Here is a 16,971-nt window from a genome sequence, read left to right on the forward strand (position 1 = left end):
CTAAGATTTTCGAAACACTAGAGAAAAGGGCGCATCTTTGCGCCCTTTTTTATTTTCGGTCATCCTGTCAGACTTTTCGTCAATCCCACGTGTTCTTCTTCCTGAGAAATTCTCGTTTTTTCAAGACCCCTATGAATGTCATTTGAGTAAAAAACCACCTAAATAGTATTAGCAATGCAAACCATTCTCGTTTATATTTAGATTGCTTTTGTTAATTAGAGGTTGAAATGTACGTTTGTCTTTGTCACGGAATATCAGATAAAAAGCTCAGAAAACTAGCTATAGAGCAGGGTGTGAGTGATATAAGGCAAATTAGGAAAGTGACTCCGCTGGGTTCGCAGTGTGGGAAGTGCATCCGTTCAGCCAGAGAAATTTTGGAATCAGAGATTACGAATACGAATAGTAAGCATATAAGTTAATTTTTTGTTAAAAAAAAGTTATTGACAACTCGTTGTCCTCAGTTACGCTTTAACTGAATTAGGGACAATGAGGGTAATGTCGTGAAATCTGATCCAAAAATAATTCAACTACTTAACAAAGTTCTCGCCAACGAACTGGTTGCTATCAATCAATACTTTCTTCACGCTCGTATGTATAAAGACTGGGGGCTCAAAGTCCTCGCCGACAAGGAATATCACGAGTCTATTGATGAGATGAATCACGCCGATAAGCTGATTGAGAGAATTCTTTTCCTTGAGGGTATCCCAAACCTTCAGGACTTAGGAAAGCTGCGGATCGGTGAAGACACAAGAGAAATGCTTGAGTGCGACCTGGCGCTAGAAATGGTAGCTATCCCTGACCTTCGTGACGGGGTGGAATATGCCGAAAGCGTGAGAGATTACGTATCGAGAGATTTATTTCAGAACATCCTTGAGAGTGAAGAAGAACACGTCGACTGGTTGGAAACGCAGCTGGGCTTGATAGAGAAAGTGGGTATACAGAACTATAACCAAGCACAAATTATAGAAGCAGAGGACTAACTAACCTGTTCAAAATGGGGGAGTAATGATTTTCCCCCTTTTGAAAGACTGGATTTAGATACTAGCGATTTTCCTTTTCTCTTTTTTCTATGCCTCTTTTTTAAACAACACTTGCAATGCAACCCCTCGTCTGTATAATGCCCCGCACTGCCTGAGTGGTTACACTCATTTGGGCGGTTGTGAACCAATGAGCATCGAGGAAGAGAGCAGTAAACTGTTCGTTTAATGTACACTCCGCTTATGTTCGCAGTCATAGTAAATGACTGACAATGTGTCGGAATTCGACACTACGGTTTCACATAAATCAATCGGCATTCCTTCGTCTTGACGAAGTAGAGTGGCGATATTGTTTGTGTAATTTTTTATTTCGGAGCTCTGTCTAATGCAGAACCAACGTATCCGTATCCGCCTGAAGGCTTTCGATCACCGTTTGATCGACCAGTCTACCGCGGAAATCGTTGAAACCGCCAAGCGCACTGGTGCGCAGGTACGTGGTCCAATCCCACTGCCAACTCGTAAAGAGCGCTTCACCGTTCTTATTTCTCCGCACGTAAACAAAGATGCACGTGACCAGTACGAAATCCGTACTCACAAGCGTCTGATCGACATCGTTGAGCCAACAGACAAAACTGTTGACGCACTGATGCGTCTTGACCTTGCTGCGGGCGTTGATGTTCAAATCAGCCTGGGTTAAGGGGGAGAATAAGAATGAAAGGTCTAGTCGGTCGTAAAGTCGGTATGACTCGCGTCTTCACTGAAGACGGCGTATCTATCCCTGTAACCGTAGTAGAATGTGAAGTAAACCGCGTTACTCAAGTACGTAGTGTTGAGAACGATGGTTACTCTGCGATTCAAGTAACTACTGGCGCGAAGAAAGCAAGCCGTGTATCTAAGCCAGAAGCTGGTCATTTTGCGAAAGCAGGTGTTGAAGCTGGCCGCGGTCTGTGGGAATTCCGCCTGGAAAATGGTGAAGAGTTTGAAGTTGGCGCTGAGCTGACTGTTGAGCTGTTCACTGACATTAAAAAAGTAGACGTTACTGGCGTATCTAAAGGTAAAGGTTTCCAAGGTGCTGTTAAGCGCTGGAACTTCCGTACTCAAGATATGACCCACGGTAACTCCTTGTCTCACCGTGCTCCGGGTTCAATTGGCCAATGTCAAACTCCAGGTCGCGTATTTAAAGGCAAGAAAATGGCAGGTCACATGGGTGCTGAGCAAGTAACTACTCAGAACCTAGAGATCGTACGTGTTGACGCTGAGCGCAATCTGCTTCTTATTAAAGGTGCAGTCCCAGGTGCTACTGGCGGCAACGTGATCGTTAAACCAGCCGTTAAAGCGTAACGTCGAGGAGATAGTAATGGAATTGGTAGTAAAAGGTGCTGACGCGCTGACTGTTTCCGACACTACCTTCGGGCGTGAGTTTAACGAAGCTCTGGTTCACCAAGTAGTTGTTGCATACGCAGCTGGTGCCCGTCAAGGTACACGTGCTCAAAAAACTCGTTCTGATGTTCGCGGTGGTGGTGCTAAGCCATGGCGTCAAAAAGGAACTGGTCGCGCACGTGCAGGTACAATCCGTAGCCCAATCTGGCGCAGCGGTGGTGTAACTTTCGCAGCTCGTCCACAGGACCACAGCCAGAAAGTTAACAAGAAAATGTACCGTGGTGCTCTGAAGAGCATTCTTTCTGAGCTGGTTCGTCAAGAGCGTCTGATCGTTGTTGATAACTTCTCAGTAGAAGCACCAAAAACTAAAGAGCTGATCGCTAAGCTGAAAGAGCTTGAGCTGACAGAAGCTCTGATCGTAACTGCAGAAGTTGATGAGAACCTGTTCCTGTCCGCTCGTAACCTGTACAAGGTTGACGTACGTGACGCAGCAGGCATCGATCCAGTTAGCCTGATCGCTTTCGACAAAGTAGTTATGACTGCAGCTGCAGTTAAGCAAGTTGAGGAGATGCTGGGATGATCACTGAAGAGCGTATCCTGAAAGTTCTGCGTGCTCCGCACATCTCTGAAAAAGCAACTATGGCTGCTGAAAAAGCGAACACTATCGTGTTCAAAGTAGCTAAAGATGCAACTAAGAAAGAGATCAAAGCAGCAGTTGAGAAACTGTTCGAAGTTGAAGTTAAGTCTGTAAACACTCTTGTACTCAAGGGTAAGACCAAACGTCAAGGTATGCGTGAAGGCCGTCGTAGCGACGTCAAGAAAGCATACGTTATCTTGAAAGAAGGTCAGGACATCGACTTCGCTGGCGGCGCTGAGTAAAACGGAGGAGTAATAGAAAATGGCAATTGTTAAATGTAAGCCTACTTCACCGGGTCGTCGTCACGTTGTTAAAGTTGTAAACGCTGACCTGTACAAAGGTAAGCCTTACGCGCCACTGCTGGAGAAAAACCAGAAGTCTGGCGGTCGCAACAACAACGGTCGTATCACAGTACGTCACATCGGTGGTGGTCATAAGCAACACTACCGTGTAATTGACTTCAAACGTACTAAAGACGGCATCCCAGCGAAAGTTGAGCGTCTGGAATACGATCCAAACCGTAGCGCGAACATTGCTCTGGTACTGTACGCAGACGGTGAGCGTCGTTACATCATTGCACCTAAAGGCATCAAAGCTGGTGACCAGATCCAATCTGGCGCAGATGCGGCGATCAAGGTAGGTAACACCCTGCCAATGCGCAACATCCCAGTGGGTTCAACCATCCACTGTGTTGAAATGAAGCCTGGTAAAGGTGCTCAGCTGGCTCGTTCAGCTGGTGCATACGCACAAATCGTAGCTCGCGATGGCGCATACGTGACTCTTCGTCTGCGTTCTGGTGAGATGCGTAAAGTTCTTTCTGAAGGTCGTGCGACCATCGGTGAGGTTGGCAACGCAGAACACATGCTGCGTGAGCTGGGTAAAGCTGGTGCAACTCGTTGGAAGGGCGTTCGTCCAACCGTACGTGGTGTAGCAATGAACCCGGTTGATCACCCACACGGTGGTGGTGAAGGTCGTACTTCGGGCGGTCGTCATCCAGTATCTCCTTGGGGTATGCCTACTAAAGGCTTCAAGACCCGTAAGAACAAACGTACCGACAAGTACATTGTACGTCGTCGTAACAAGTAATAATTATCAGAGGATAAGCCATGCCACGTTCTCTCAAGAAAGGTCCATTTATTGACCTGCACTTGCTGAAGAAGGTAGAGAAAGCGGTGGAAAGCGGTGACAAGAAGCCTGTTAAGACTTGGTCCCGTCGTTCAATGATCATCCCACAGATGATCGGTTTGACCATCGCTGTCCATAATGGTCGTCAGCACGTACCAGTTTTCGTTTCTGAAGAAATGATCGGTCACAAGCTAGGCGAGTTTGCACCAACACGTACTTATCGCGGCCACGCTGCTGATAAGAAAGCTAAGAAGCGTTAAGGAGTTAAGAAATGGAAGCTATTGCTAAACATAACTTTGCTCGTATTTCGCCTCAGAAAGCACGTTTGGTTGCAGATCAAGTGCGCGGTAAAAACGTTGCACAAGCACTGGAAATTCTGACTTTCAGCAACAAAAAAGCTGCTGACCTGGTTAAGAAGGTTCTGGAATCTGCTATCGCAAACGCCGAGCATAACGAAGGTGCAGATATCGACGATCTTAACGTCGCTAAAATCTTCGTTGATGAAGGTCCTATCATGAAGCGTATTATGCCTCGTGCTAAAGGCCGTGCCGATCGCATCTTGAAGCGTTCTAGCCACATCACTGTTGTTGTAGCAGACCGCTAAGAGACTAGGAGAGAAAGCAATGGGTCAAAAAGTACATCCTAATGGTATTCGTCTTGGCATCTGTAAGCCTTGGAATTCCACTTGGTTTGCTAACAGCCAAGATTTCGCTGACAACCTAGACGGCGACTTCAAGGTACGTCAGTTCCTTACTAACGAACTGAAAAAAGCGTCTGTATCGCGCATCGTTATCGAGCGCCCTGCGAAGAGCATCCGTGTAACTATTCACACTGCTCGTCCAGGTGTTGTTATCGGTAAGAAAGGCGAAGACGTTGAAAAACTGCGCGCTCGCGTTTCTAAACTGGCCGGTGTACCAGCACAAATCAACATCGCTGAAGTACGCAAGCCTGAGCTTGATGCTCAGCTGGTTGGTGATAGCATCGCGTCTCAGCTTGAGCGTCGTGTTATGTTCCGCCGCGCTATGAAGCGTGCGATTCAAAACGCAATGCGCCTCGGTGCCAAAGGTATCAAGGTTCAAGTAAGCGGTCGTCTGGGCGGTGCAGAAATTGCACGTGCTGAGTCATACCGTGAAGGTAGTGTGCCACTGCACACACTTCGTGCTGACATTGATTATGCTACTTCTTCTGCTCACACCACATACGGTGTAATTGGTATTAAAGTTTGGATCTTCAAAGGTGAAGTTCTGGGCGGTATGCCAGTAGCTGAGCAGCCGGCTGAGAAGCCTAAGAAGCAGCGTAAAGGCCGCAAGTAAGGAGTCTATCGATGCTTCAACCAAAACGTACTAAGTTCCGCAAGACTTTTAAAGGTCGTAACCGCGGTCTTGCTGCAGGTACTGACGTAAGCTTCGGTACCTTCGGCCTGAAAGCTGTTGGTCGTGGTCGTATCACTGCGCGTCAGATCGAAGCTGCACGTCGTGCGATGACTCGTCACATTAAACGTCAGGGTCAAATCTGGATCCGTGTGTTCCCAGACAAGCCAATTACAACCAAGCCTCTTGAAGTTCGTCAAGGTAAAGGTAAAGGTTCTGTAAGCTACTGGGTTGCACAAATCCAACCAGGCAAAGTCCTGTACGAGATGGATGGTGTTGAAGAAGAGCTGGCGCGCGAAGCGTTTGAGCTGGCTTCTCGTAAGCTACCAATCAAAACCACTTTCGTAACCAAGGCGGTGATGTGATGAAAGCACAAGAACTTCGTGAAAAGAGCGTAGAGCAGCTGAATGAAGAACTGTTGGGCCTGCTGCGTGAGCAATTCAACCTGCGCATGCAAGCAGCAACTGGTCAACTTCAGCAGACTCACACTCTGAAGACTGTTCGTCGCGATATCGCACGTGTTAAAACCGTTCTGAACCAGAAGGGCAACGCATAATGAGCGACAAAATTCGCACTCAACAAGGCCGTGTAGTTAGTGACAAAGGCGACAAATCAATTGTTGTTGCTATCGAGCGCATGGTGAAGCACCCAATCTACGGGAAATTCATCAAACGCACTACTAAACTGCACGCTCACGACGAAAACAACGAATGCGCCCAAGGCGATACCGTTGAAGTCCGTGAGTGTCGTCCACTGTCTAAGACTAAGTCTTGGACTCTGGTACGCGTAGTTGAGAAAGCACGCCTGTAAGGTAAGCTTTCCAATTATCGAAATCAAACGGCTCCTCATTATGGGGCCGTTTATTTTTTATCTACCCATCTCTGAAAAATAGTGTTATTATTCGCCGCCCTTGTAATGAGGCAGCCCGACCCGAGATGGGTCTAGATGTAATAACAGCGGAGCACTAACAATGATCCAAATGCAAAGTATGCTGGACGCAGCCGATAACTCCGGCGCTCGCAGTGTAATGTGTATTAAGGTTCTGGGTGGTTCTCACCGCCGCTACGCCCATGTTGGCGACATCATCAAAGTTACCGTTAAGGATGCAATCCCACGCGGTAAAGTTAAAAAAGGTGATGTACTGAAGGCGGTAGTAGTTCGTACCCGTAAAGGCGTTCGTCGTCCAGACGGCTCTGTCATTCGCTTCGACCGTAATGCATGTGTATTGTTGAACAACACTACCGAGCAACCAGTCGGAACACGTATCTTTGGCCCTGTGACACGTGAACTGCGTACAACTCAGTTCATGAAAATTGTGTCTCTGGCGCCTGAAGTTCTGTAAGGAGCGAGTAAAATGGCAGCTAAAATCCGTCGTAACGACGAAGTTATCGTTCTTGCCGGCAAAGATAAAGGCAAGAAAGGTAAAGTATCTAAGGTCCTGACTACCGGTAAAGTTATCGTAGAAGGTATCAACCTCGTTAAGAAACACCAGAAGCCGGTTCCGGCAATGGGTGTTCAAGGTGGCATCGTTGAAAAAGAAGCCGCTATTGACGTTTCAAACGTGGCTATCTTCAACGCGGCTTCTGGTAAGGCAGACCGTGTAGGCTTCCGATTCGAAGACGGCAAAAAAGTTCGTTTCTTCAAATCGAATGGCGAAACTATCAAGTAATTCTGGAGTAGTACACTATGGCGAAACTGCATGATTACTACAAAGAGACTGTTGTAAAAGAGCTTGCTGAAAAGTTCGAATACAAGAGTATCATGCAAGTCCCAAGGATCGAAAAGATCACCCTGAACATGGGTGTGGGCGAAGCAATCAACGACAAAAAACTGCTTGAGAATGCAGCAGCTGACATGACCGCTATTGCTGGTCAGAAGCCGCTGATCACTAAAGCACGTAAGTCTGTTGCTGGCTTCAAGATCCGTGAGGGCTACCCTATCGGCTGTAAAGTAACCCTGCGTGGCGAACGTATGTGGGACTTCTTTGAGCGTCTAATCTCAATCGCAGTTCCTCGTATCCGTGACTTCCGTGGTCTGAACCCAAAAGCGTTCGACGGTCGTGGAAACTACAGCATGGGCGTTCGTGAGCAAATCATCTTCCCTGAAATCGACTACGACAAAGTAGATCGTATTCGTGGTATGGACATCACCATCACCACGTCTGCAGGTACAGATGAGGAAGGTCAAGCTCTGCTGGCTGCCTTTAACTTCCCATTCCGTAAGTAAGGTGAAGGGTTACTGTAATGGCTAAGCAATCAATGAAAGCGCGCGAAGTAAAACGCGCGAAGCTGGTAGCAAAGTTCGCTGAAAAGCGTGCCGCTCTACGCGCTACCATCAAAAACGTTAACGTGTCTGAAGAAGAGCGTTGGGATGCAGTCCTGAAGCTTCAATCTCTACCACGTGATTCTGCTCAGTCTCGTCAGCGTAATCGCTGTAACCAGACTGGTCGTCCACATGGCTACCTGCGTAAATTCGGCCTTAGCCGTATCAAGGTTCGTGAAGCTTGCATGAAAGGCGAGATTCCGGGTCTGCGCAAGGCAAGCTGGTAATTGAATCACGGGAGTAAAGACTTATGAGCATGCAAGATCCGATTTCGGATATGCTGACCCGCATCCGCAACGGTCAGGCAGCAAACAAAGTTGCTGTTAAGATGCCTTCGTCAAAGCTGAAAGTGGCAATTGCTGAGCTGCTGAAAGCCGAAGGTTATGTGGCTGATTTCGCTGTTGAAGGCGATGTTAAGCCTGAGCTTGAAGTAACTCTGAAGTACTTCGAAGCCAAACCAGTTATCGAGCAAATCCAACGTGTAAGCCGTCCAGGTCTGCGTATCTATAAGAAAAAAGATGCGCTGCCTTCTGTAATGGGTGGTCTGGGTATTGCCGTAGTATCAACTTCTAAAGGTTTGATGACCGACCGTGCAGCTCGCAAAGCGGGTCTGGGCGGCGAAATCATCTGCTACGTAGCGTAAGGAGTAGGAAATGTCTCGTGTTGCAAAAGCACCAGTAGTTATTCCTGCCGGCGTAGAGGTGAAACTGAACGGTCAGGAAATCACTGTTAAAGGTAGCAAAGGCGAACTAAGCCGCGTTATCAATGAAGCAGTGGTAGTAAGCCAAGAAGACAACGCTGTGAAATTTGCCCCTCGTGAAGGTATCGCTAAAGCTAACGCTCAAGCGGGTACTGCACGTGCGCTGGTAAACAACATGGTTGTTGGCGTTACTGAAGGCTTTACCAAGAAGCTTATCCTGAAGGGTGTTGGTTACCGTGCAAACGTTAAAGGTAACTCTGTAAACCTGACTCTAGGTTTCTCTCACCCGGTAGAGCACGCTCTGCCAGAAGGTATCAAAGCTGAATGTCCTAGCCAAACCGAAATTGTCCTCACTGGTGTGGACAAGCAGGTTGTTGGCCAGGTAGCTGCCGATATTCGTTCATACCGTCAACCTGAGCCTTACAAAGGTAAAGGTGTACGTTATGCTGACGAGATCGTGCGTACTAAAGAAGCTAAGAAGAAGTAAGGTAACACTATGGATAAGAAAATTGCTCGTATCCGTCGTGCGACCCGCGCGCGTCGCAAGATTGCTGAACTGGGTGCGACTCGCCTGGTAGTACACCGTACTCCACGTCACGTGTACGCTCAGGTTATCGCAGCTAATGGCTCCGAAGTTATCGCTGCAGCTTCTACCGTAGAAAAAGCGATCCGTGAGCAACTGAAAGGCACCGGCAACAAAGATGCTGCTGCAGTGGTAGGTAAAGCTATTGCTGAGCGTGCTCTGGAAAAAGGCATCGATTCTGTTGCTTTTGACCGTTCCGGTTTCCAATACCACGGCCGCGTGGCTGCACTGGCAGAAGCTGCCCGTGAAGCTGGTCTGAAATTCTAAGGTAGGCGGAAGATGGCTAACGAAAAACAACAAAGTGATTTGCATGAGAAGCTGATTGCTGTTAACCGTGTATCTAAGACGGTTAAAGGTGGTCGCATCTTTAGCTTCACCGCTCTTACTGTAGTTGGTGATGGCAACGGTCGTGTAGGTTTCGGTTACGGTAAAGCCCGTGAAGTACCTGCTGCGATCCAAAAATCAATGGAAAAAGCGCGCCGTAACATGGTTACTGTTGCGCTGAACGAAGGTACTCTGCATCACGCAGTTAAAGGTCGCCACACTGGTTCTAAAGTGTACATGCAACCTGCTGCTGAAGGTACAGGTATCATCGCCGGTGGTGCGATGCGTGCAGTGCTAGAAGTTGCGGGAGTTCGCAACGTTCTGGCAAAAGCATACGGTTCTACTAACCCAATCAACATTGTTCGTGCGACAATTGATGGTCTGGGTGGTATGAAGTCTCCAGAAATGGTAGCTGCTAAGCGCGGTCTGCCAGTTAACGAAATTCTGGGGTAATCGACATGGCTAAGACTATTAAAGTAACTCAGACTCGTAGCTCTATCGGTCGTCTGCCGAAGCATAAAGCTACACTGCGTGGTTTGGGCCTTCGTCGCATCAACCACACCGTTGAACTTGAAGACACTGCTTGCGTACGCGGCATGGTTAATCAAGTTCAATACATGGTCAAAGTGGAGGAGTAATCAGAATGCGTTTGAATACTCTATCTCCGGCTGCTGGTTCTAAGCCTTCTAAGAAGCGCGTAGGCCGCGGTATCGGTTCAGGCTTGGGTAAAACTTGTGGCCGTGGTCACAAAGGTCAGAAATCACGTTCAGGTGGTTCAGTACGCCCAGGTTTCGAAGGCGGTCAAATGCCTTTGAAACAACGTCTGCCTAAATTTGGTTTTACTTCTCGCAAGAGCCTGACTGCTGCTGAAGTTCGCCTGAGCGAACTGGCTAAAGTTGAAGGTGACGTAGTAAGCCTTGAGTCGCTGAAAGCGGCGAACGTTATCACTAAAGACATCCGCACTGCGAAGATCGTTCTTTCTGGTGAAATCGCTCGTTCAGTGACGGTTAAAGGCCTGCGTGTTACTAAAGGCGCAAAAGCTGCAATCGAAGCTGCTGGCGGTAAAATCGAGGAATAATTAACTCGAGGACGAGGTACAGATGGCAAAACAACCAGGACAAAATTTTAGTAGTGCAAAAGGTGGACTTGCGGAGCTTAAAACCCGTCTGCTCTTTGTAATAGGAGCGTTGTTGGTTTTCCGCGCGGGCTCTTTTGTACCTATTCCTGGTATTGACGCTGCTGTACTTACCGATCTGTTCGAACAGCAAAAAGGGACTATCATTGAACTGTTTAACATGTTCTCTGGTGGTGCCCTTTCTCGTGCCTCAATCCTAACGCTGGGTATCATGCCGTATATTTCGGCATCGATCATTGTCCAGTTGTTAACGGTTGTTCATCCAGCACTAGCTGAGTTGAAAAAAGAAGGTGAATCTGGCCGTCGTAAGATAAGCCAGTACACTCGATACGGTACGTTGGTTTTGGCTACCTTTCAGGCAATTGGTATTGCCACGGGGTTGCCAAGTATGGTCCCGGGTCTCGTTGTAAATGAAGGCCTTGGGTTCTACTTTACTGCTGTTGTCAGTCTGGTTACCGGTACCATGTTCTTGATGTGGTTAGGTGAACAGATAACAGAGCGCGGAATCGGTAACGGTATATCGCTGATTATCTTCACGGGTATCGTTGCAGGATTACCTCCGGCTATTGGACAGACCGTAGAGCAAGCGCGTCAAGGTGAATTGAACCCGCTTCTTCTTTTGCTGATGGCGGTGATTGCATTTGCAGTGATTTACTTTGTTGTGTTCATGGAGCGTGGTCAGCGTCGTATCGTTGTTAACTACGCAAAACGACAGCAAGGCCGCAAGGTTTTTGCTGCCCAGAGCACACACTTGCCATTAAAAATCAATATGGCGGGTGTAATCCCTGCGATTTTTGCATCAAGTATTATCCTGTTTCCAGGCACCTTGGCCCAATGGTTCGGCCAGAGTGAGCAGTTTGGTTGGTTAGCGGACGTGTCACTGGCACTTAGCCCTGGACAGCCACTGTATGTAATTCTTTATGCGGCAGCGATTATCTTCTTCTGTTTCTTCTACACGGCGTTGGTATTCAACCCGCGTGAGACAGCAGATAATCTGAAGAAGTCTGGTGCATTCGTACCTGGTATTCGCCCGGGCGAGCAGACAGCGAAATACATTGATAAAGTAATGACAAGGCTGACCCTTGCGGGCGCCATGTACATCACCTTTATCTGTCTGATCCCCGAGTTCATGATGATTACTTGGAATGTTCAGTTCTATTTCGGCGGAACATCCCTACTCATCGTAGTAGTTGTAATCATGGACTTTATGGCTCAAGTTCAGACACACCTGATGTCTCAACAATATGAGTCCGTGTTGAAGAAAGCCAATCTGAAAGGCTACGGCCGTTAACAGATTGACGATTTACGGAGTTTAGCAATGAAAGTTCGTGCTTCCGTTAAGAAAATCTGCCGTAACTGCAAAGTGATCAAGCGTAACAACGTTGTTCGCGTGATCTGCAGTGAGCCAAAGCATAAACAGCGCCAAGGCTAATAGCAGAATTTTTTTCTTGCAAAATGAAGGGAGGCTGGTACATTAGCCAGCCCACCTTTTGTGTGTGCAAAAGAAGTGGTTATGCCGCTGCGTATCCTAAACGGGCTCTGCAGCGGTTCTTCTTGAAAAGTACTAGGAGTGAATAGTGGCCCGTATAGCAGGCATTAACATTCCTGATCAAAAGCATGCTGTAATCGCACTGACTGCGATCTACGGTATCGGTAAGACTCGTTCACAGGCTATCCTGTCTGAAGCGGGTATTGCTGAAAGCACTAAGATCAGTGAGTTATCTGAAGAGCAGATCGATCTACTGCGTGATGGCGTTGCCAAATACACTGTAGAAGGTGATCTACGTCGTGAAGTTTCAATGAACATCAAGCGTCTAATGGACCTTGGTTGTTACCGCGGTTTGCGTCATCGTCGCAGCTTACCACTTCGTGGTCAGCGTACGAAGACCAATGCTCGTACCCGTAAGGGTCCGCGCAAACCGATCAAGAAATAATCGGGGTAGGTAAAGTATGGCTAAACAACCAACTCGCGCACGTAAGCGCGTACGCAAGCAAATTGCTGATGGCGTAGCGCACATCCATGCGTCTTTCAACAACACAATCGTAACCATTACTGACCGTCAAGGTAACGCTCTAGCTTGGGCTACTGCAGGTGGTTCTGGTTTCCGTGGTTCTCGTAAATCAACTCCGTTCGCTGCACAGGTTGCTGCTGAGCGTTGTGGTGAAATGGCTAAAGAATATGGCCTTAAGAACCTGGAAGTTATGGTTAAGGGCCCAGGTCCAGGTCGTGAGTCTACCATTCGCGCTCTGAACGCGGCTGGTTTCCGTATCACTAACATTGTTGATGCGACTCCGATCCCTCATAACGGTTGTCGTCCACCTAAGAAACGTCGCGTATAACGCTGTTTCTTAGAATTCTGGAGAAAGATCATGGCAAGATATTTGGGTCCTAAGCTGAAGCTTAGCCGTCGCGAAGGTACTGACTTGTTCCTTAAGTCAGGCGTACGCGCGATTGATACCAAGTGTAAAATTGATAACGCCCCAGGTGTTCACGGCGCTCGTCGTGGCCGTCTGTCTGACTATGGCGTTCAGCTTCGTGAGAAGCAAAAAGTTCGTCGCATGTACGGCGTACTGGAAAAACAATTCCGCAACTACTACAAAGATGCTGCACGCCTGAAAGGCAATACAGGTGAAAACCTGCTGCAACTTCTTGAAGGTCGTCTGGACAACGTTGTTTACCGCATGGGCTTTGGTGCAACTCGCGCTGAATCTCGCCAGCTGGTAAGCCACAAAGCGATCCTGGTTAACGGTCAAGTGGTAAATGTTCCTTCTTTCAAGGTAACTGCCAACGACGTTGTTAGCATTCGCGAGAAAGCTAAAAACCAAGCACGCATTAAAGCAGCACTTGAAATCGCTGCCCAGCGCGAGCTGCCAACTTGGATCGAAGTAGACAGCAACAAAATGGAAGGCACTTACAAGCGTCTGCCAGAGCGTTCAGATTTGTCTGCTGACATCAACGAACACCTGATCGTCGAGCTTTACTCTAAGTAAAGCTAAACTAAAGAGAGGACACAATGCAGGGTTCTGTAACAGAATTTCTTAAGCCGCGTCTTGTTGACATTGAACAAGTTACCTCGACGCACGCAAAAGTAACTCTTGAGCCGCTAGAGCGTGGCTTTGGTCACACCCTAGGTAATGCTCTACGTCGCATCCTACTTTCATCTATGCCAGGTTGCGCAGTGACGGAAGTTGAAATTGACGGCGTGTTGCACGAGTACAGCACCAAAGAGGGCGTTCAGGAAGATATCCTGGAAATCCTGCTTAACCTTAAAGGCCTGGCCGTTAAGGTAGAGGGTAAAGATGAAGTTATCCTTACTCTTAATAAGTCTGGTGCAGGCCCTGTTGTTGCAGGTGACATCACCCATGACGGTGGTGTTGAGATTGCGAACCCAGAGCACGTAATCTGCCACTTAACTGATTCAAGCGCTGAAATCAGCATGCGAATCAAGGTAGAGCGTGGTCGTGGCTACGTACCGGCTTCAGCCCGTATTCATACTGAAGAAGATGAGCGTCCAATTGGTCGTCTTCTTGTTGATGCTACGTTCAGCCCAGTAGACCGTATTGCTTACAATGTTGAAGCTGCACGTGTTGAACAGCGTACTGACCTCGACAAGTTGGTTATCGATATGGAAACCAACGGTACGCTTGATCCTGAGGAAGCTATCCGTCGTGCAGCAACTATTCTTGCTGAACAACTGGATGCGTTCGTAGATCTTCGTGATGTACGAGTTCCTGAAGAAAAAGAAGAGAAGCCAGAGTTCGATCCGATCCTACTGCGTCCTGTAGACGATCTTGAACTAACTGTTCGCTCTGCTAACTGTCTTAAAGCAGAAGCGATCCACTACATCGGTGATCTGGTACAGCGCACTGAGGTTGAGCTTCTTAAGACGCCAAACCTCGGTAAGAAGTCTTTGACTGAAATCAAAGACGTGCTGGCTTCACGTGGTCTGTCTCTGGGTATGCGCCTGGAAAACTGGCCGCCAGCATCAATCGCTGAAGATTAATCAGACACTGATTACTTAGTTAGAAGGATTAGGTCATGCGCCATCGTAAGAGTGGTCGTCAACTCAATCGCAACAGCAGTCATCGTAAAGCGATGTTCAGCAACATGGCTAGCTCGCTGGTAACTCACGAAGTTATCAAAACTACTTTGCCAAAAGCAAAAGAACTGCGCCGCGTAATTGAGCCATTGATTACCTTAGCCAAGAACGACAGTGTTGCTAACCGTCGTCTTGCATTCGCTCGCACTCGTAACGACGAAGTTGTAGCGAAGCTGTTCAACGAATTAGGTCCACGTTTTGCCTCTCGTGCAGGCGGTTACACTCGCATTCTTAAGTGCGGTGTACGTGCCGGTGATAAAGCCCCTATGGCTTATATCGAGTTGGTAGATCGTCCTGAGCCACAGGCTGAGGAAGCTGCTGAATAAGCAGTCGACCCGTTCGAATAAAAAGCCAGGCCTTGTTGCCTGGCTTTTTATTTTTTCATCCAGAGTAATTTGACTTATTTCCTTTCATATCTCGGTTTATCCCCTTTCTCGCCAACAAACCCCTGTAATCTTAATTTGGTTCAACTTATCAGTCGGTTTAAAGCCATCACCAAATTAGATAATGATTGAAAAGGTAAAAGACTCAAGAGGACTCTAAGAAAGTATCCGTAGTTACATATTGCCGTAGGAGTGTTTTTGGTCGTGAACATTCAATGATGAAAAGCCCACTATTGAAGAGCGTAAAATCAATACAGTGCGACTTGGATGCTATGCCACTCCCATCAAGCTCATGCCAGATAAAAGTGTGATGGTATTTCTTCCTCCTTGTATTAACGTTCGGTGTTGATTCCTACCGAATACTAACGACACTGGTCTATCTAAATGCTCAAACCTTAATGATGACTGAGTAGCAAGATATGTCCCTTTTTCTCATGTCGATTTATCATTAACACCGGATAACGTCGTATAGTGGAAATATGGGGCGGTGACTTTTTTCTGCACATTTGATGGAGAGTAATAGCTTAGCGATCGCGAAGTCGGGCTGAACACAGAGTGTTCGTGTACTGCTTTTTCGCCTACCTCACTTTTAGATATCCCTTTACCTCTACCATCATATATTTCAAACATCGACTCTACTGATGATCCGCTTATCAGCTAGCAAGTGAATCACACATCTTTAAACTTAATCAAATCATTTGCGGATCAAACAACCGCCTTTACTGCGTACGGAATATTTATAGGAGTAGTAACTTTATTTTGGATCCACTTTCGTTCTGCTCGTAATAGGAATGCACTTATCGATACTCAGTATTAATACCGTCACCGAAGTAGGTTTCTGTAAATCTCAACTTATCTGAGATGTGCTGGATTAGGGTATCTTGATAATTATCCCGGTAACTGCCTCAACAACTAACCCAAAAAATAGTTAATGTTTCTGCAGTCTTCTTTATCAGCGTGCTCGAACAGATATAGATAACTATCTATTCGTCAATTCATCGTATCCATGGACTGCGGCTTACTCTGTAACTTGCCAAAATATCAGGGTGCAACTTATTTCTAAATGCTATTGGTCAAGGTTTTACCAATAGAGTCGAAGGGCTATTTCAATGTCTACTCTGAAACGATGCTCTCGCTATCTTTATTTAGCGTGAGTACATGACCAAACGATTTTCTACCACTTTTATATATTGCAGCGCTCCAGAGAAGCTTTTCATGTTTAGCCAGTTCAGAAAACAGGTTCCTGATGAATTAGCGTTGAGTTAGAAACTCGTTTATGAGTCATGGGATATGTAGCGATTTAGACGTTACTTCATGCCACACTGTATTTCCAATACGACTCTCAATGTAATAGAGATATGAATTCAGTAGCCTCAGTAGAACCTACGGTAATCATTTGATGTTCACCCTAACTAGTGTCGTCAGGATCTATGTCAGTTGCAGCCTACAAAATAAGACTGACTAAATGGTCACGGTTTTTTGTGTCTATCCGCCTTCCCTGTCTTCACATCGGGTTAACCAAAAAGGTCAGAATATCAATGCCGGTTCAGTAGGGGTAACTAGTGATGTTTATAGTAAGTGGATTCTACAGATAGATATCGAATACTTTCTTCCATTATGACTTTTGAATGCTCTCGATATTCGTTGATTCAATAACAATAATCAGATTACCCACAGCTTATTGTGGTTAGATTGTGGGTAAAATGTGTAGAAATAGGTCTTTCGACCAGATAAGCATCAAATACTCATTTTTTTCAAAAAAAAGGCAATAAAGGGGTTGCCAAGTTTTCACAGCTCCCTATAATGCCGCCTCACCGACACGGAGAGCGGCTTCCAAACTGGAAACCATGCCAAATCGGTACGACGGAAACAGCGTGAAAAATGATGAAAATAAGTGCTTGACGCGCTGGTTTGAATCAGTAAAATGGCCGCCCA

At 46.9% G+C, this 16,971-nt stretch carries 31 protein-coding genes; 30 read left to right on the forward strand and 1 reads right to left on the reverse strand.

Annotation, left to right across the window (positions count from 1 at the left end):
- Positions 1-227 precede the first annotated feature (227 nt).
- From bfd to rplQ, 30 genes are all read left to right on the forward strand, one after another.
- On the forward strand, positions 228-419 hold the full coding sequence (gene bfd, locus A8L45_RS24020; RefSeq protein WP_083228485.1) for a bacterioferritin-associated ferredoxin: 192 nt from the start codon (positions 228-230) through the stop codon (positions 417-419).
- 81 nt (positions 420-500) lie between these two features.
- Positions 501-980, forward strand: coding sequence for a bacterioferritin (gene bfr / locus A8L45_RS21995; RefSeq protein WP_068905501.1), 480 nt, complete (start codon positions 501-503; stop codon positions 978-980).
- Between the two features lie 382 nt (positions 981-1,362).
- Entirely contained in the window at positions 1,363-1,674 is a 312-nt protein-coding gene (gene rpsJ, locus A8L45_RS22000; protein WP_005501283.1) for a 30S ribosomal protein S10, read from the forward strand.
- A 14-nt stretch (positions 1,675-1,688) separates the two neighbouring features.
- Positions 1,689-2,318: a 50S ribosomal protein L3 gene (gene rplC, locus A8L45_RS22005; RefSeq protein WP_068905502.1), complete on the forward strand. Its 630-nt coding sequence runs from the start codon at positions 1,689-1,691 to the stop codon at positions 2,316-2,318.
- Between the two features lie 16 nt (positions 2,319-2,334).
- Positions 2,335-2,937 carry a 50S ribosomal protein L4 gene (rplD, locus tag A8L45_RS22010; protein ID WP_068905503.1) on the forward strand — a complete coding sequence of 201 codons (603 nt, stop codon included), beginning with the start codon at positions 2,335-2,337 and terminating at the stop codon, positions 2,935-2,937.
- A complete protein-coding gene (gene rplW, locus A8L45_RS22015; RefSeq protein WP_068905504.1) occupies positions 2,934-3,236 on the forward strand; it encodes a 50S ribosomal protein L23 in 303 nt (100 codons plus the stop codon). The genes rplD and rplW overlap by 4 nt, the downstream gene beginning before the upstream one ends.
- Before the next feature lie 19 nt (positions 3,237-3,255).
- Positions 3,256-4,080 (forward strand): 50S ribosomal protein L2, encoded by an 825-nt coding sequence (gene rplB, locus A8L45_RS22020; protein WP_068905505.1) that lies wholly within the window; start codon positions 3,256-3,258, stop codon positions 4,078-4,080.
- 20 nt (positions 4,081-4,100) lie between these two features.
- Complete coding sequence (rpsS, locus tag A8L45_RS22025) at positions 4,101-4,379, forward strand: 30S ribosomal protein S19 (RefSeq protein WP_007469141.1); 279 nt, start codon at positions 4,101-4,103, stop codon at positions 4,377-4,379.
- An 11-nt stretch (positions 4,380-4,390) separates the two neighbouring features.
- A complete protein-coding gene (gene rplV, locus A8L45_RS22030) occupies positions 4,391-4,723 on the forward strand; it encodes a 50S ribosomal protein L22 (protein ID WP_068905506.1) in 333 nt (110 codons plus the stop codon).
- Positions 4,724-4,742: 19 nt separating this feature from the next.
- A complete protein-coding gene (rpsC, locus tag A8L45_RS22035) occupies positions 4,743-5,432 on the forward strand; it encodes a 30S ribosomal protein S3 (RefSeq protein ID WP_068905507.1) in 690 nt (229 codons plus the stop codon).
- A gap of 11 nt (positions 5,433-5,443) precedes the next feature.
- Entirely contained in the window at positions 5,444-5,854 is a 411-nt protein-coding gene (rplP, locus tag A8L45_RS22040; RefSeq protein WP_068905508.1) for a 50S ribosomal protein L16, read from the forward strand.
- The gene (gene rpmC / locus A8L45_RS22045; RefSeq protein WP_028024650.1) at positions 5,854-6,045 is read left to right on the forward strand and encodes a 50S ribosomal protein L29; all 192 of its coding nucleotides are present in this window, start codon (positions 5,854-5,856) and stop codon (positions 6,043-6,045) included. Before rplP ends, rpmC begins: the two co-directional genes overlap by 1 nt.
- Positions 6,045-6,299 (forward strand): 30S ribosomal protein S17, encoded by a 255-nt coding sequence (gene rpsQ / locus A8L45_RS22050; protein ID WP_068905509.1) that lies wholly within the window; start codon positions 6,045-6,047, stop codon positions 6,297-6,299. Before rpmC ends, rpsQ begins: the two co-directional genes overlap by 1 nt.
- Positions 6,300-6,459: 160 nt before the next feature.
- Positions 6,460-6,831, forward strand: a complete 372-nt coding sequence (gene rplN, locus A8L45_RS22055) for a 50S ribosomal protein L14 (RefSeq protein WP_068905510.1) — start codon at positions 6,460-6,462, stop codon at positions 6,829-6,831.
- A 12-nt stretch (positions 6,832-6,843) separates the two neighbouring features.
- On the forward strand, positions 6,844-7,158 hold the full coding sequence (gene rplX, locus A8L45_RS22060; protein ID WP_068905511.1) for a 50S ribosomal protein L24: 315 nt from the start codon (positions 6,844-6,846) through the stop codon (positions 7,156-7,158).
- Between the two features lie 17 nt (positions 7,159-7,175).
- The gene (gene rplE, locus A8L45_RS22065; protein WP_068905512.1) at positions 7,176-7,715 is read left to right on the forward strand and encodes a 50S ribosomal protein L5; all 540 of its coding nucleotides are present in this window, start codon (positions 7,176-7,178) and stop codon (positions 7,713-7,715) included.
- Between the two features lie 17 nt (positions 7,716-7,732).
- Positions 7,733-8,038, forward strand: a complete 306-nt coding sequence (gene rpsN, locus A8L45_RS22070; RefSeq protein WP_068905513.1) for a 30S ribosomal protein S14 — start codon at positions 7,733-7,735, stop codon at positions 8,036-8,038.
- A gap of 23 nt (positions 8,039-8,061) precedes the next feature.
- A complete protein-coding gene (gene rpsH / locus A8L45_RS22075; RefSeq protein ID WP_068905514.1) occupies positions 8,062-8,454 on the forward strand; it encodes a 30S ribosomal protein S8 in 393 nt (130 codons plus the stop codon).
- A gap of 10 nt (positions 8,455-8,464) precedes the next feature.
- On the forward strand, positions 8,465-8,998 hold the full coding sequence (rplF, locus tag A8L45_RS22080) for a 50S ribosomal protein L6 (RefSeq protein WP_068905515.1): 534 nt from the start codon (positions 8,465-8,467) through the stop codon (positions 8,996-8,998).
- A gap of 9 nt (positions 8,999-9,007) precedes the next feature.
- Entirely contained in the window at positions 9,008-9,361 is a 354-nt protein-coding gene (gene rplR / locus A8L45_RS22085) for a 50S ribosomal protein L18 (RefSeq protein ID WP_068905516.1), read from the forward strand.
- A 12-nt stretch (positions 9,362-9,373) separates the two neighbouring features.
- Positions 9,374-9,871, forward strand: coding sequence for a 30S ribosomal protein S5 (rpsE, locus tag A8L45_RS22090; RefSeq protein WP_068905517.1), 498 nt, complete (start codon positions 9,374-9,376; stop codon positions 9,869-9,871).
- 5 nt (positions 9,872-9,876) lie between these two features.
- Positions 9,877-10,056 carry a 50S ribosomal protein L30 gene (gene rpmD / locus A8L45_RS22095; RefSeq protein WP_068905518.1) on the forward strand — a complete coding sequence of 60 codons (180 nt, stop codon included), beginning with the start codon at positions 9,877-9,879 and terminating at the stop codon, positions 10,054-10,056.
- A 5-nt stretch (positions 10,057-10,061) separates the two neighbouring features.
- Positions 10,062-10,496 carry a 50S ribosomal protein L15 gene (rplO, locus tag A8L45_RS22100; protein ID WP_068905519.1) on the forward strand — a complete coding sequence of 145 codons (435 nt, stop codon included), beginning with the start codon at positions 10,062-10,064 and terminating at the stop codon, positions 10,494-10,496.
- Between the two features lie 22 nt (positions 10,497-10,518).
- Positions 10,519-11,844 (forward strand): preprotein translocase subunit SecY, encoded by a 1,326-nt coding sequence (gene secY / locus A8L45_RS22105; RefSeq protein ID WP_068905520.1) that lies wholly within the window; start codon positions 10,519-10,521, stop codon positions 11,842-11,844.
- Between the two features lie 27 nt (positions 11,845-11,871).
- The gene (gene rpmJ / locus A8L45_RS22110; RefSeq protein ID WP_008950799.1) at positions 11,872-11,985 is read left to right on the forward strand and encodes a 50S ribosomal protein L36; all 114 of its coding nucleotides are present in this window, start codon (positions 11,872-11,874) and stop codon (positions 11,983-11,985) included.
- Positions 11,986-12,130: 145 nt separating this feature from the next.
- A complete protein-coding gene (rpsM, locus tag A8L45_RS22115) occupies positions 12,131-12,487 on the forward strand; it encodes a 30S ribosomal protein S13 (protein WP_068905521.1) in 357 nt (118 codons plus the stop codon).
- Between the two features lie 16 nt (positions 12,488-12,503).
- Positions 12,504-12,893, forward strand: a complete 390-nt coding sequence (rpsK, locus tag A8L45_RS22120) for a 30S ribosomal protein S11 (RefSeq protein WP_068905522.1) — start codon at positions 12,504-12,506, stop codon at positions 12,891-12,893.
- A 30-nt stretch (positions 12,894-12,923) separates the two neighbouring features.
- Positions 12,924-13,544: a 30S ribosomal protein S4 gene (gene rpsD / locus A8L45_RS22125; protein WP_068905523.1), complete on the forward strand. Its 621-nt coding sequence runs from the start codon at positions 12,924-12,926 to the stop codon at positions 13,542-13,544.
- 23 nt (positions 13,545-13,567) lie between these two features.
- Positions 13,568-14,557, forward strand: a complete 990-nt coding sequence (locus tag A8L45_RS22130; RefSeq protein WP_068905524.1) for a DNA-directed RNA polymerase subunit alpha — start codon at positions 13,568-13,570, stop codon at positions 14,555-14,557.
- A gap of 35 nt (positions 14,558-14,592) precedes the next feature.
- Positions 14,593-14,979 (forward strand): 50S ribosomal protein L17, encoded by a 387-nt coding sequence (gene rplQ / locus A8L45_RS22135; protein ID WP_068905525.1) that lies wholly within the window; start codon positions 14,593-14,595, stop codon positions 14,977-14,979.
- A 489-nt stretch (positions 14,980-15,468) separates the two neighbouring features.
- On the opposite strand, the gene A8L45_RS24770 is transcribed toward rplQ, so the two are convergent.
- Entirely contained in the window at positions 15,469-15,666 is a 198-nt protein-coding gene (locus A8L45_RS24770; RefSeq protein ID WP_175402064.1) for a hypothetical protein, read from the reverse strand.
- Positions 15,667-16,971: the final 1,305 nt, after the last annotated feature.

Source organism: Veronia pacifica (genome assembly GCF_001707825.1).
Classification (GTDB): Bacteria; Pseudomonadota; Gammaproteobacteria; order Enterobacterales; family Vibrionaceae; genus Veronia; species Veronia pacifica.